At 62.3% G+C, this 13,794-nt stretch carries 11 protein-coding genes and 2 tRNA genes; 8 read left to right on the forward strand and 5 right to left on the reverse strand.

Translation table 11 applies throughout. The annotated features are described in order from the left end of the window. A partial coding sequence (locus JYJ39_RS01120) for a DNA methyltransferase (RefSeq protein WP_205201350.1) occupies positions 1 to 1,850 on the reverse strand: 1,850 nt, incomplete at its 3' end. A 162-nt stretch (positions 1,851 to 2,012) separates the two neighbouring features. Here JYJ39_RS01120 and JYJ39_RS01125 point away from each other — a divergent pair. The 4 genes from JYJ39_RS01125 to JYJ39_RS01140 all read left to right on the forward strand — a co-directional run bounded on the left by JYJ39_RS01125 (position 2,013) and on the right by JYJ39_RS01140 (position 7,408). Then, on the forward strand, positions 2,013 to 2,531 hold the full coding sequence (locus JYJ39_RS01125; RefSeq protein WP_205201352.1) for a Spy/CpxP family protein refolding chaperone: 519 nt from the start codon (positions 2,013 to 2,015) through the stop codon (positions 2,529 to 2,531). A gap of 192 nt (positions 2,532 to 2,723) precedes the next feature. Continuing rightward, positions 2,724 to 4,061 (forward strand): ferredoxin reductase family protein, encoded by a 1,338-nt coding sequence (locus JYJ39_RS01130; RefSeq protein WP_205201362.1) that lies wholly within the window; start codon positions 2,724 to 2,726, stop codon positions 4,059 to 4,061. Between the two features lie 62 nt (positions 4,062 to 4,123). Next, positions 4,124 to 6,916, forward strand: coding sequence for a valine--tRNA ligase (locus JYJ39_RS01135; protein WP_205201370.1), 2,793 nt, complete (start codon positions 4,124 to 4,126; stop codon positions 6,914 to 6,916). A gap of 3 nt (positions 6,917 to 6,919) precedes the next feature. After that, positions 6,920 to 7,408: a hypothetical protein gene (locus tag JYJ39_RS01140; RefSeq protein ID WP_205201372.1), complete on the forward strand. Its 489-nt coding sequence runs from the start codon at positions 6,920 to 6,922 to the stop codon at positions 7,406 to 7,408. Here the strand turns inward: JYJ39_RS01140 and pabB are convergent. The 3 genes from pabB to JYJ39_RS01155 all read right to left on the reverse strand — a co-directional run bounded on the left by pabB (position 7,405) and on the right by JYJ39_RS01155 (position 10,952). Next, on the reverse strand, positions 7,405 to 8,982 hold the full coding sequence (gene pabB / locus JYJ39_RS01145) for an aminodeoxychorismate synthase component I (RefSeq protein ID WP_240189499.1): 1,578 nt from the start codon (positions 8,980 to 8,982) through the stop codon (positions 7,405 to 7,407). The two genes, JYJ39_RS01140 and pabB, sit on opposite strands and share 4 nt — an antisense overlap. 170 nt (positions 8,983 to 9,152) lie before the next feature. Further along, positions 9,153 to 9,380: a sulfurtransferase TusA family protein gene (locus JYJ39_RS01150; RefSeq protein ID WP_205201376.1), complete on the reverse strand. Its 228-nt coding sequence runs from the start codon at positions 9,378 to 9,380 to the stop codon at positions 9,153 to 9,155. Positions 9,381 to 9,461: 81 nt separating this feature from the next. Beyond that, positions 9,462 to 10,952, reverse strand: a complete 1,491-nt coding sequence (locus JYJ39_RS01155; protein ID WP_240189492.1) for a M48 family metalloprotease — start codon at positions 10,950 to 10,952, stop codon at positions 9,462 to 9,464. 188 nt (positions 10,953 to 11,140) lie between these two features. Between JYJ39_RS01155 and JYJ39_RS01160 the strand changes: the two genes are divergently transcribed. Further along, positions 11,141 to 11,605, forward strand: a complete 465-nt coding sequence (locus tag JYJ39_RS01160; protein ID WP_205201378.1) for a thiosulfate oxidation carrier protein SoxY — start codon at positions 11,141 to 11,143, stop codon at positions 11,603 to 11,605. 10 nt (positions 11,606 to 11,615) lie between these two features. Then, a complete protein-coding gene (gene soxZ / locus JYJ39_RS01165) occupies positions 11,616 to 11,927 on the forward strand; it encodes a thiosulfate oxidation carrier complex protein SoxZ (RefSeq protein WP_205201380.1) in 312 nt (103 codons plus the stop codon). Between the two features lie 80 nt (positions 11,928 to 12,007). On the opposite strand, the gene JYJ39_RS01170 is transcribed toward soxZ, so the two are convergent. Further along, a tRNA-Val gene (locus JYJ39_RS01170) sits at positions 12,008 to 12,082 on the reverse strand. Between the two features lie 105 nt (positions 12,083 to 12,187). Here JYJ39_RS01170 and gltX point away from each other — a divergent pair. Together gltX and JYJ39_RS01180 are read left to right on the forward strand one after the other, a co-directional pair. After that, a complete protein-coding gene (gene gltX, locus JYJ39_RS01175) occupies positions 12,188 to 13,582 on the forward strand; it encodes a glutamate--tRNA ligase (RefSeq protein ID WP_205201382.1) in 1,395 nt (464 codons plus the stop codon). Between the two features lie 62 nt (positions 13,583 to 13,644). Continuing rightward, positions 13,645 to 13,720: transfer RNA gene (locus JYJ39_RS01180), tRNA-Ala, on the forward strand. Positions 13,721 to 13,794: the final 74 nt, after the last annotated feature.

A 13,794-nucleotide genomic window follows, 5' to 3' on the forward strand; every position in this document is an offset into this window, starting at 1 on the left:
TCGCTCGCGGCGCCCCCCCCCCCCCCGCCTGTCGCCGCCGCGCTGTCAGCCGCCGCGCCGTCAGCCACCACGCGCTCAACCGCATCACTAAAACCACCAAACCCCACCAGCGAAACCCGCACCGCCGCGCCGTCATTCACCCACGGCTCATCACTCCAGGCCAGGAAAATCCGGGTGCTCGCCGCCACACGATCCAGCACCCTGCGATTCGCGCCCCCACGGATGGAATTGGTAGACACCAGCCCCGCCGCCCGTAAAGCCCCCGCCGCAATCTGCGCCCGCGCTTTCTCGAACCAGTAGGTCACCAGATCGGCGCCACCCGGCACGCGCCCATCGTAAGTCTTGCGCAGCGTGTCAACGTAATCTGCCCCCAATTCACTCCGCATCACCTTATCGCCCAGAAACGGCGGATTCCCCACCACTACGTCCGCCGCTGGCCACGCCGCTTCGCTGCCGTCGGCATTGAGCAGCGCATCACGATGTTCTATGCCATCCAGCGGGCGCAAAATGGGGTTGAGGGCATGCGGGTAGCCGTTCTGGCGGCACCATTGAATGTCGCCGATCCACACCGTGACACGGGCCAGTTCGGCCGCAAACTCATTGATTTCCAGCCCGAGAATATTGTGCGGACCCGTTTCCATCGCCAGCGGCACCGGCAGACCCAACTCCTGACCTTCGACATGCACGCGCTTTTCCAGATCACGCAGCGCACGCAGGGCCAGATACAAAAAATTGCCACTGCCGCAGGCCGGATCAAGCACCCGAAAATGATTCAGGCGCAGCAAAAAACCCTGATACAGCGCCGTCGGTTTATTCCCTGGCTTCTTCAACTTCTGCGCCGCCAGAATCTCCGCCTTGACACCCTGCCACACCAGCAACAGCGGCTCGCGGACCAGGGGATCGATCAACTTGGCAATCGTACCGGTGTCGGTGTAATGCGCCCCCAGCGGCGCCCGGGCTGCAGGATCAAGGCCCCGCTCGAACAAGGTACCGAAAATGGTCGGATCAATCGCCCGCCAATCCATCTCCGCCGCCGCACGATGCAAAGCCGCCAGATCAGCAGCCGCCAGCGGCGGCACATCGATATGCTTGAACAAACCGCCGTTGAACCAGGCAATGTCATGGTCGCCGTACTCACCGTGCCGGTCGCGCATGGCCGCAAACAGCTTCTCGATGCGCCGCGCCGCCTTGGCCGTATCGCCACCGGCATTGGCCAGCAAGGTGGTAAAAATGCCGGCAGGCAAAAGCTGCTCGTCCTCGGCAAACATGCAGAACAGACATTGCACGAGAAAATGCGCCACCCGCTCGCCACAGTGTTCGGCAAACACCGGCCGTTCGCGCATGGCCTTGGCCAACTCGGCAAACTGCCCGGCAGCGGCCGCAGTAATCGCCGCCGTGGATTTTTCCGGGCGCAGTTTCTCCGGATCGCTGAACACCCAGGACAGCACCTGCCGCTTTTCCGGCAGGATCAGTTCCTCGATGCGTATCTCGTGCGGCTCGTCCGGATAACCCGTAAATGCAGTGTGAATGACGATGCGCTCGCGGTCGCACACCACCAGCAGCGGCGGATTATCGAGCTGCAAGGCGTAATCGGTGAGCTGCTTGAGCGCCGCGCCGAGATCGCGCCCGGGTTTCTTGTTCTCCCAGGCAAAATGGCCGCGCTTCCAGACATCCGCCCAGCCATCCCCCCCACTCGCCTTGCGCGCCCCACGCTCGAAACAGTAATTGTCCGGATCACGCGGTTTGGCGACGCCGAGTAAATCGCACAAATCATCAAAATGACCCTGCGCCCCAGCACGTTCGGTCAGCGGGTTGTCTTTCCAGGTGGCAATGAACTGTTCGGGTGTCATGACAAAGGCTGTGCGAAGAAAACGAAGACCGCATCATAACTGTTGCTGACTCCCCCTCAGAAACCCCCACTTACATCTGGCAAACGACAGCTTACACCCCGCTCCGTAAGCTACGTCCTGTCGTCGGGCCACAGTTCCGGCTTAATTCCAGGAGAAAGCATCATGCAAAAACGTCACTTCACCCGCGCCACCCTCGTTGCCGCCGCTCTGGCCATCACCCTGCCTTTCGGGGCCATGGCCTTCCAGGGTAAACAGGGCCACGGCAAACATCATGCGCCGCGTGGCGAATGTCAGATGCCGGGTGGTTTCATGAAAAGTGCTTACGGCATGCACGGTGGCGGCATGATGCGCAGCCTGCAACGCCTCGACCTGAGCGAAGCACAGGAAGACAAGATTTTCGAACTGATGCATCAGCGCGCGCCCAACATGCGCCAGCAAATGAAGGCGCTGAAGAAAAACGAGCGTGAGCTACAGGCCCTGCGTCAAAGTGCCCAGTTCGATGAAGCACAAGCCAAGGCACTGATCGACAACATCGCCCGCCAGCGCGCCGACATCGAGCTGTCCCGCCTGCAAGGAGAGCGCCAGGTGCTGGATGTCCTGACCCCGGAACAACGCCAGAAGCTGCAGGATCTGCGCGCCGAAGAACCGCGTCGCATGGGCGAGCGCGCCCCCCGCGCATAAGCATCGACGGTTACGACACGCGGGGAGAGCAGGCTGCTCTCCCCGCAGCCGCATATAGGTTACGGCGTGATGCAAGCGCATACGCCGCAACCCCGGCAAACAGCCGTAGATGACAAGCTTCTAAGGCTGTTTGCCGGTGCTGGGCGTACAATCGCCGCCTGATTTTGCCTAACCGGGCACACCGGAGCCCCCATGAACCGCATAAAAATGGCCTTGCTGGCCTCGCTGCTGCTTCCCGCAGCCCTGTGGCTCGCCGCCGACTCACTGGCGCCGTCGCCCTTGACCTATTTCTCCTTCCGCACCGTCTTCACCCAGTTCAGCGGCGTCATCGGCATCTGCCTGATGAGCGTCGCCATGCTGCTGGCACTGCGCCCGAAATGGCTGGAACCGCATCTGGATGGCCTGGACAAGATGTACCGGCTGCACAAATGGCTGGGCATCGCCGCGCTGGTGGTGGCCACCCTGCACTGGTGGTGGGCCAAAGGCACCAAATGGATGGTGGGCTGGGGCTGGCTGGTCAAACCGGCGCGTGGCGCCGGCGGGCAGCAGGCACAACACGGCATGCTGGAAAGCTGGTTGCGTGGCCAGCGGGGGCTGGCCGAATCCATCGGCGAATGGGCATTTTACGCAGCGGTCATCCTGATCGTGCTGGCGCTGATCAAGCGCTTCCCCTATCACTGGTTCGCCAAAACGCACAAACTGCTGGCGGTGGCTTATCTGGCGCTGGCATACCACACCGTTGTACTGACCAAAATTGGCTACTGGACGCAACCCGTCGGCTGGGTGCTGGCGCTACTGCTGCTCGGCGGCAGCATTGCCGCCGTGCTCGTCCTGCTCGGACGGGTCGGTGCCCGGCGCAAGGTCAGGGGCCGCATCACCGACCTCACCCGCTTCCCCAACCTGCGCGTGCTGGAAACCAGAATCGCCCTGGCACCGGGCTGGCAAGGACACCTAGCCGGACAGTTCGCCTTCGTCACCTCGGATGAGAAGGAAGGAGCGCACCCCTACACCATTGCCTCCTCCTGGAATCCTGCCGAGCAGGAACTGGTCTTCATCACCAAGGCGCTTGGCGATCACACCAGCCGCCTGGCGGATCGCCTGCAACCCGGCATGGAAGTCACGGTGGAAGGCCCTTACGGCTGCTTCGACTTCACCGACGAACAACCGCGCCAGATCTGGATCGGCGCCGGCATCGGCATCACGCCGTTCATTGCCCGGATGAAACAGCGGGCCGCTGTGCCGGAGGCAAAGACGATCGATCTGTTCCACCCCACGGCCGATGTCGATCAGAACGCCATCGACCTGCTGCAGGCCGATGCCGCCGCAGCCCAGGTCAACCTGCACCTGCTGGTCAGTGGCAAGGACGGGCGCCTGGACGGCGAACGTATCCGCGCCAGCATTCCGGAATGGGCCACGGCCAGTATCTGGTTCTGCGGCCCGCCGGGATTCGGGCAATCGCTGCGTGACGATTTCGTCGCCCACGGGTTGCCGCCCGAGCGCTTTCATCAGGAGTTGTTCCAGATGCGCTGAGGCGCCACGGCGAGAGCGGCGGCTCCGGTATAATCGCGCCTTTTCCGATTCTGCCTGCCGCCATGGAACTCGCCAAAGCTTTTGAACCCGCCGACATCGAACGCCGCTGGTATCCCGAATGGGAATCCCGCAATTACTTTGCCGCCGGGGCGAATCCTGACGTCAGTGACAACTTCTGCATCCTGCTGCCACCACCCAATGTGACCGGTACGCTGCACATGGGGCACGGCTTCAACCAGACGATCATGGATGCGCTGACCCGTTATTACCGGATGAAGGGGCACAACACGCTGTGGCAGCCGGGCACCGACCACGCCGGCATCGCCACGCAGATCGTCGTCGAGCGTCAGCTCGATGCGCAAGGCATCAGCCGCCACGACCTCGGCCGCGAGAAATTCCTGGAAAAGGTCTGGGAATGGAAGGAATACTCCGGCAACACCATCACCAAGCAGATGCGCCGCATGGGCACCAGCCCGGACTGGACGCGCGAGCGCTTCACGATGGACGCCGGCTTGAACAAGGTCGTCACCGAAACCTTCGTCCGTCTCTACAACGAAGGCCTGATCTACCGCGGCAAGCGCCTGGTGAACTGGGACCCGAAGCTGCACACCGCCGTCTCCGATCTCGAAGTCGTGCAGGAAGAGGAAGACGGCTTCATGTGGCAGATCCGCTATCCGCTGGCCGACGGCTCGGATAGCCTGGTCGTCGCCACGACGCGGCCGGAAACCATGCTCGGCGACACCGCCGTGATGGTCCATCCGGAGGACGAGCGCTACCAGCACATGATCGGCAAGAGGGTGAAGCTGCCGCTGACCGGCCGCGAAATCCCGATCATCGCCGACGCCTACGTCGACCGCGAATTCGGCACCGGCTGCGTCAAGGTCACACCGGCACACGATTTCAACGACTACGCCGTCGGCCAGCGCCACAACCTGCCGATGATCTCAATCCTGACGCTGGATGCCAAGATCAACGACCACGCGCCGGAAAAATATCGCGGCATGGACCGCTTCGACGCCCGCAAGGCCGTCGTCGCCGACCTCGAAGCCGAAGGCATCCTGATCAAGGTCGACAAGCACAAGCTCAAGGTGCCGCGCGGCGACCGGACCAACGTCGTCATCGAGCCGATGCTCACCGACCAGTGGTTCGTCGCCATGTCGAAGCCCGGCGAAGATGGCAAATCGATCACCGAAAAGGCGCTGGAAGTCGTCCACTCCGGCGAAATCAAGTTCTATCCGGAAAACTGGGTCAATACCTACAACCAGTGGCTGAACAACATCCAGGACTGGTGCATCTCCCGCCAGCTGTGGTGGGGCCACCAGATTCCCGCCTGGTACGGCGTCAATGGCGAAGTCTTCGTCGCGCATACGGAGGAAGAAGCCCGCGCCCAGGCCGACAAGGCCGGTTACGCCGGCCAATTGAGCCGCGACGAGGACGTCCTCGACACCTGGTTCTCGTCCGCCCTGTGGCCGTTCTCGACGCTGGACTGGACCGGCGATGCCGCCGCCGACGCGGCCAACCCGCTGCTCAAGCAATACCTGCCGTCGTCGGTGCTGGTCACCGGCTTCGACATCATCTTCTTCTGGGTCGCGCGCATGGTCATGATGACCAAGCAGATCACTGGCCAGATCCCGTTCAAGCATGTCTACGTACACGGCCTGATTCGCGACGGCGAAGGCCAGAAAATGTCGAAATCGAAGGGCAATGTGCTCGACCCGATCGACCTGATCGACGGCATCGGCGTCGACGCGCTGGTCGAGAAGCGCACCTTCGGCCTGATGAACCCGAAGCAGGCGGAGAGCATCGCCAAGAAGACCAAGAAGGAATTCCCGGACGGCATCCCGGCCTTCGGCACCGACGCGCTGCGCTTCACCTTCGCCTCGCTCGCCTCGCCCGGTCGCGACATCAAGTTCGACCTCAACCGCTGCGACGGCTACCGCAATTTCTGCAACAAACTGTGGAACGCCACCCGCTTCGTGCTGATGAACGTTGAAGGCCAGGAGCTCGGCAACGGCAGTGATGAACTGTCCTTTGCCGACCGCTGGATCGTCAGCCAGCTGCAACGCGTCGAGCAGGAAGTCGAACGCCACTTCATCGACTACCGCTTCGACCTGATCGCCCAGGCCGTCTACAAGTTCGTCTGGGACGAGTTCTGCGACTGGTATCTGGAAATCGCCAAGGTCGAGATCCAGACCGGCAACGAAACACAGCAACGCGCCGCCCGCCGCACCTTGGTGCGGGTACTGGAAACCATACTGCGCCTGGCGCACCCGCTGATTCCGTTCATCACCGAGGAACTATGGCAGACCGTGGCCCCCATCGCCGGCGCCAAGACGCACGATTCGATCATGCTCGCCGCTTACCCGCAGGTCGACCTGGCGCGTATCGATACCGCTGCCGAAGCCAAGGTCGACCGCCTCAAGGCGCTGGCCTACGCCTGCCGCAACCTGCGCGGCGAAATGGGTATCTCCCCGGCGCAGCGCACGCCCCTGCTGGTGGCCGGCGGCGGCGAAGAAATTCGCGAATTCGCCCCCATCCTGCAGGCACTGGGCAAGCTCTCCGAGGTGCACATCGTCGACGACATGCCGGCCGATGCCGTGGCGCCGGTCGCCGTGGTCGGCGAAATCCGGCTCATGCTGCAAGTGGAAATCGACGTTGCCGCCGAGAAGGAACGGCTGAAAAAGGAAATCGAGAAGCTGGAAAAGCAGATCGCCATTGCCCAGGGCAAGCTCGGCAACGAGAGCTTCGTGGCGCGTGCGCCAGCCGCCGTGGTCGAGCAGGAAAAACAGCGCGTGGCCGAATTCACGGCCACGCTGGAGAAACTCAAACCACAACTGACCAAGCTGGGGAACTGAACCATGACCGCACCACAGCACAGCGAACGTTTCAGCAGCATCTTCGCCCTGTTCATGATTTTCTGCGTCCTGGTCTGGGTGTGGGGACTGGCGTTCTTCATGTTCTGGCCCTGGCAGAAAGGCGGCGACTGGCTGCCCGACTACCCCCTGGCCGTACAGTGCAGCAACGGCACCGACTGTATCGTTCCGGTGGGCGAACTGGCCCAGGCCCGCAGCGAAGGCAAGGTGCTGTCGCTACGCCCGCAGGCTACACGCGGGGAGCTCGATTACCGCCAATTGTACGTACGCTGGATGCCCTGGGGTGAGGATATGGAAGTCAAGACCTCGGCCTGGAATTTCCAGACCTCGGTGCGCTACCGCATTGACCCGGAAAGCCAGCAGCCGGTCTTGGTCGAGTACCAGGAACTCAACGCCAAAATCTTCTTCTACGCGATTCTGGCCGCACTCGGCTCACTGGCCGTGCTGCACCTGTACCGTCGCCAGCGCAGCTAACTTCTCAAACGGACTGGCTGCAAGCCACGCAGCGCGTTGCCCAGCCAGAACCCGGCGCTCAGATCAGCAGGCCAGAGCACGGCCTCCCGCGCCTTGCCGCTCGCCAGCAAATGTGCCCGCAGCACACCCGGCAGCGCACCACTCGTCAAGGGCGGCGTCAGCAGCACGCCGTCCCGTTCGACGAACACCGTGCTGCGTGCGCCTTCGGCGACCTCACCGCGCTCATTGAGAAAGACCGCATCGAAAACCGAACCGTCTGCCGGCAGGGTCGCCAGTGCCGCGTCGTAGGCAGCGCGGACGGTTGTTTTATGGCGGCGCAGAACATCGTCGGCGAGAATCGGCTGTGTCGCCAGCCAGGCCAGTTTTTCCACTGGGGGCCCACTGTCGAGCGGCTGCGCCGTCACTTCGATCCGACCGGCATGATCCAGGGTCAGACGCACGCGCCAGGTTCCGCGCATCGGCTGCAGCGACAACTGCTGCAGCACGGCTGCTTCATCCAGAGGAAAGCCAAAGGCAGCGGCAGAACGGCGTAAACGCGCCAGATGGCCGGACCAGAGCGGATAGATGCCATTTTCCCGGCGCAGGGTTTCGATCAGGCGCAGGCCCGGATCGACACGCAGAAAAGCCGCCTTCAGGGCACATTCCGCCCATTCCCCAGCCGCCTCGGAATCGGCGACGATGCCACTGCCCACGCCCATCCGCCCACGTTGCCCGGCGGTCAGTTCAAGGGTACGGATCGCCACATTGAGCCGGCAATCCCCCGCCGGCGCCAGCCAGCCGACAGCGCCGGTATACACCCCGCGCGGCTGCCGCTCCAGTTCATGAATGATCTGCATGGCGCGAATCTTCGGCGCGCCGGTGATCGAACCACAGGGAAATAGCGCCCGCAGCAGATCAGAAAAACTTTTCCCCGGCACGCTTGCCGAAATCTGCGACACCATCTGCCGCACCGTCGGATAGGTTTCAAGCGCAAACAATTCATCGACACGCACACTGCCCGTCGCGGCGACACGCCCCAAATCATTGCGCAGCAGATCGACGATCATCAGGTTTTCCGCCCGGTTCTTGGCCGACTGCGCCAGCGTTTCCGGCGGCTCTGAGAGCGGTGCCGTACCTTTCATCGGGCGGGTGACCAGCGTATCTGCCTGACGGCTGAAAAACAGCTCCGGCGACAGGGAGACGATGCCGCTTTCTGCATCGCCGATGCAGCCACCGTAACGTACCGGCTGCCGCGCCCGCAGGCGGGCATAGAGCGCCAGCGGCGTTCCAAACCAGGAGAAATCGAGGGGATAAGTCAGGTTGACCTGATAACAATCACCGGCGGCAATCAGCCGCTGGATTTCGTGCACCGCCTCCCGGTAGCGCGTTTCATCCCACGCCGCACCAATCTCGGCCACCCCTGCCGGCAGCGTGGCATGCGGCGCCAGAAACGCCTCCGCCTGCGCCGCACTGAATTGCCGGCACTGGGCAAAACGCCAGAAGCGCGCCAGCGGACGTGTGGCCGCGGCCGCCGACCAACCGGCTGGCGCCGCCGCCGGCTCCAGCAGGTAGGCCAGTTCGTAATCGAGGGCCATCACGGTCCACGCCGGCGTTTGCCCGATGCGTGCCAACGCCTGGTCCAGGCTGGCCGCATCGCTGACCGTCAGGATTTCCTGCAGCTCACTGAAACACCAGGCGGCAGGCGCCCCTACGGGAGCCCGCCTGTCTTCGAAAAACGCGGCATAGCCGCGGGTGTTGTCGGCGTTTATTTGCGCTTCAGGTCGTAAATGAAGACGCCGCCCTCTTCCTTCTGGCTGACCAGTTCATTACCGGTTTGCCGGGCAAAAGCGGGGAAATCCTTCTGGGAACCAGGATCGGTCGCCAGTACGCGCAGCACCTGCCCGGAATCCATTTCCGCCAGGGCCTTCTTGGTGCGCAAAATAGGCAGCGGGCAGTTCAGACCCTTGACGTCGAGTTCGCGATCAAATTCCATAACCATTCAACATAGAAGTGAAGCGGGCCATTTTAACCTCAATCACCGGACTCGACTGCAGTGCACATACCGTGACACGCTTTAATTCTTGTCTTTAAGCTCTTCCAGACGCCGGATTTTCAACTCACGCAGACGGGCATCGATGGCCGACATCTCGTAGAAATTGGCATCGCCCGCCTTGATGGCCAGTTCCAGTTGCCCGATGGCCCCCGCAGTCTGTCCCTGCAATGCAAACACTTCGGCCAGTGCCCGATGCTGCATGGCATTCTTGCCCAGGCCGGCATACGCCCCGGCGCGCTGACGGTGCAAACGAATATCGAACGGTTGTACCCGCAGCTGCTCTTCGCTAAAACGCAAGGCCGTGTCGAACTGTCGACTCTGCAGCAAGGCATCGGCGTAGCCATACACCAAGGCACGATTGAGCGGATAACGTTCCATCGCGCTGCGGTAGATGCGCACACCCTCATCCGCCTTCCCTTGCGCCAGCCGCACCTCGGCAGCCAGTCGCTCCAGCGAGGCCGCCCCCTTGCTCAGGGCGCGTGCAGCGTCGATGGCTTCCTGCGCGGCCGCCCAGTTGCGGGCGCGGAACTGGGCATAGGCCAGCCCGTAACGGGCGGCAATTTCGTTGGTGAATTTACGCTCGGCCAACTGACTGCTGAACAGCTTCACCGCATCATCCGGACGCCCCTGCAGGGCGCGCAATTTGGCGCGCACCAGATGAAATTCAAGACTGTCCGGCACCTGACGATAGCCCAGACCGGTTTCCCGGTTCTGCATGTCGGCAATCCGCTCACTGGTCAGCGGGTGCGTGCGCAGATAGGCCGTGGCGTTGTTTTCGTAGAGACGTGATGCCTGACGCAGACGCTCGAAAAAGAGCGCCATGCCGTGTTGATCGAAACCGGCCCGCCCCAGCATCTCGAAACCCAGGCGATCCGATTCCCGCTCGAAATCGCGCGAGTAGGCCAGCTGCGCCGAAATGGCCCCGGCCTGGCTGGCCGCGACGGCCGCTGCCCCCGCCTGCGGGTTGGAGCTTGCCGCCAGCAAACCAAGGGCCATGCCCACCATGGAAGCAATGCTGACCCGTTTGGACTGGTACAACTGGCGCGCAATATGGCGCTGCGTAACGTGCGAAATTTCGTGCGCCAGCACCCCAGCCAGTTCCGATTCGCTCTGCGCTGCCAGCAACAGACCGGTGTGTACGCCGATATAGCCACCGGGCATGGCGAAGGCGTTGATACTCGGATCATTGAGCGCAAAAAACTCGAAACCGAACCCCGGATCCTTGCTGAATCCCGCCAGCCGTCCGCCCAACTGGTTTAGATAGGCCTCGACGTCATAATCGTCGAGATAGCTGATTTCGCGCTGCCGGATCTCCTGCATGATCTGCTGGCCAATCTTCTTTTCCAGCATGAGCGGCAGTTCCTCCCCCGCCACATCCCCCAGTTCTGGCAACTCGTGCGCGACGGCAGGAGAAATCGCGCCCCCGGCACCAAGGACCAGGGACAGCACGGAAGCCGTCAGCCGACGGCGGAGGAAAATGGGCAGCTGCATGGCGGTGCTATGATAACGCATGCCGCCCGGCCGGCTGCCTGCGGGCCGCTCCCCCTCTGCGACATGGGCACGACCAACGCCCCTGCCATGCTCGGCGCTGCCATCCACCGGCGCGCAAAATGCGACAGCAGACTGGGGCACAAGTTGGCACAAAAATGATTAACGCTGGTCACAGCCCCTACCGTTACAGCACTTTCGAGGATTCAGACATGCAACCACTTCGCCGAACCTTCCTGCGTGGCAGCGCCGCCAGCCTGTTGCTGCCCCTGCTGGGCACCGGCCTGCTGCGCCCGGGCGCCGTCCAGGCCGCCCCCTGGCAACGCGACGCCTTCAGCGCCACCAGCACGGGGGCCGGCCTCAAGGCGCTGAACATTCCGCTGCTGAGCGAAACCCGCGACATCATCGTGAACGCCCCGGAAATCGCCGAAAACGGCGCCAAGGTAGACATCGAAATCAGCAGCAATCTGCCCAACACCCGCAGCCTGCTGCTCTTTGCCGACAAAAACCCGCTACCACTGTGCGCCGAACTGGAATTTGGCGATAACGCACTGCCCTACGCCAAAATCCAGATCAAGCTCGCCGAGAGCATGCGCATCCGCGCCGTCGCCCGCACCGCTGACGGCAAGAATCACGTCGCCTTCCGCGACATCAAGGTCACCCTGAGTGGCTGCTGAGGAAAACACCATGAGCGAACCCCTCCGTATCCGCGTACAACGCCAGGGCGAAGGCGCCGAAATCCGCATTCTCATGCCACACCCGATGGAAAACGGCCTGCGCCGTGACGACGCCGGCAAGCTCGTTGCCGTCCATTACATCCAGACCTTCACCCTGAAACAAAACGACCGCCCCCTGATCAGCGGCCAGCTCAACACCTCGGTCTCGCGCAACCCACTATTCGTTTTCAAGGCCCGCCAGATCAAGAGCGGCGACACCCTCTCGGTACACTGGACCGACAACAAGGGCGCAGCGCGCCAGGATGCGATCAAGGTGGAGTGAAAGTCTCCGGAAGAGCCGGACGCGCCCAAACAAAAAACCCGCAGGGCTTTACGCTATGCGGGTTTTAGTCTTTTCATCGCTGGTGGGCGGTACTGGGATCGAACCAGTGACCCCTGCCGTGTGAAGGCAGTGCTCTACCGCTGAGCTAACCGCCCATCGAAGAAGGCGCGCATTAAATCACATCGGTTCAGCTTGGTCAAACGTTGTCTGCAGCGTTGTCGGCTAGAATGGCGGACTTTGTTTTCCTGAATTAGCCAGCCATGAAACCAGTCCGCACCCGTTTTGCCCCCAGCCCCACCGGTTATCTGCACATTGGCGGCGCCCGTACGGCGCTGTTTTCCTGGGCTTTTGCCCGCCGCCATGGCGGGCAGTTCATTCTGCGGATCGAGGATACCGACGTCGCCCGCTCCACACCGGAAGCAGTGCAAGCCATTCTTGACGGCATGGCCTGGCTGGAACTGACACACGACGAAGGACCGTTCTACCAGATGCAGCGCACGGATCGCTACAAGGCAGTGATTCAGGAGATGCTGGCGGCCGGCACGGCGTACTACTGCTACACCAGCCGCGAGGAACTGGATGCGCTGCGCGCCGAGCAGGAAGCGCGTAAGGAGAAGCCGCGTTACGACGGACGCTGGCGGCCTGAAATCGGCAAGACACTACCGCCCCCGCCGGCCGGGGTCGAACCTGTCGTGCGTTTCAAGAATCCGGTCAATGGCGTGGTCGCCTGGAATGATGCGGTCAAGGGCCGCATTGCCATTGCCAATGCCGAACTGGACGATCTCATCATCGCCCGCGCCGATGGCACACCCACCTACAATTTCTGTGTCTGCGTGGACGACTGGGACATGGGCATCACCCACGTCATCCGCGGCGACGACCACGTCAACAACACCCCGCGCCAGATCAACATCCTGCAGGCACTGGGCGCCGAGATTCCAACCTACGCCCACCTGTCGATGATTCTGGGTGACGACGGCACCAAGCTGTCCAAACGCCACGGCGCTGTGTCCGTCATGCAATACGAGGAAGAAGGCTTCCTCACCGAGGCAGTCATCAACTACCTCGCCCGTCTGGGCTGGTCGCACGGGGACGATGAGGTATTCAGCCGCGCCCAGTTCATCGAATGGTTCGACCTGGACCACATCACCGCCTCCGCCGCACAGTTCAACACTGAAAAACTGCTGTGGCTGAACCAGCATTACATGAAGCAACTGCCGGCCGCCGAACTGGCTGCCAAAACCCGCCCCTATCTGGCGCGTCTGAATGTCGAAACAGACTCCGGCCCCTGTCTGGAAAAAGCGGTTGCGCTCTACGTCGACCGCTGCAATACGCTGTGCGCGCTGGCCGAGGCGGTAAAAGTGTTCTACCAGCCAGTAGAACCCAGTGCCGAATTGCTGGCACAGCACCTGACGGATGAATGCCGTCCGGCACTGGCCGATTTCACTGCCGGCATCGCCACCGTCGCCTGGGACATCCCGTCCATAGCTGCCCTGATCAAGGCAACGCTGAGCCAGCACAACCTCAAGATGCCCAAACTGGCGATGCCGCTGCGGGCCATGCTGGTTGGCCAGACACAGACACCTTCAGTCGATGCAGTCATCGAACTGCTGGGCCGCGAGCAGGTGCTGACGGCACTGAAAAAATATCTCTGAAAATCCCGCAAACCGCTTTACAAGGGCAAAGTACATCTCTACAATGCGGCCTTCTTTCGAGCGGGGGTATAGCTCAGCTGGGAGAGCGCTTGCATGGCATGCAAGAGGTCAGCGGTTCGATCCCGCTTACCTCCACCATCAAGTTCGAAAGAAAGTCCGGGTCCCCATCGTCTAGAGGCCTAGGACACCGCCCTTTCACGGCGGTAACCGGG

Source organism: Azonexus hydrophilus (assembly GCF_905120355.1).
Lineage (GTDB): Bacteria > Pseudomonadota > Gammaproteobacteria > Burkholderiales > Rhodocyclaceae > Azonexus.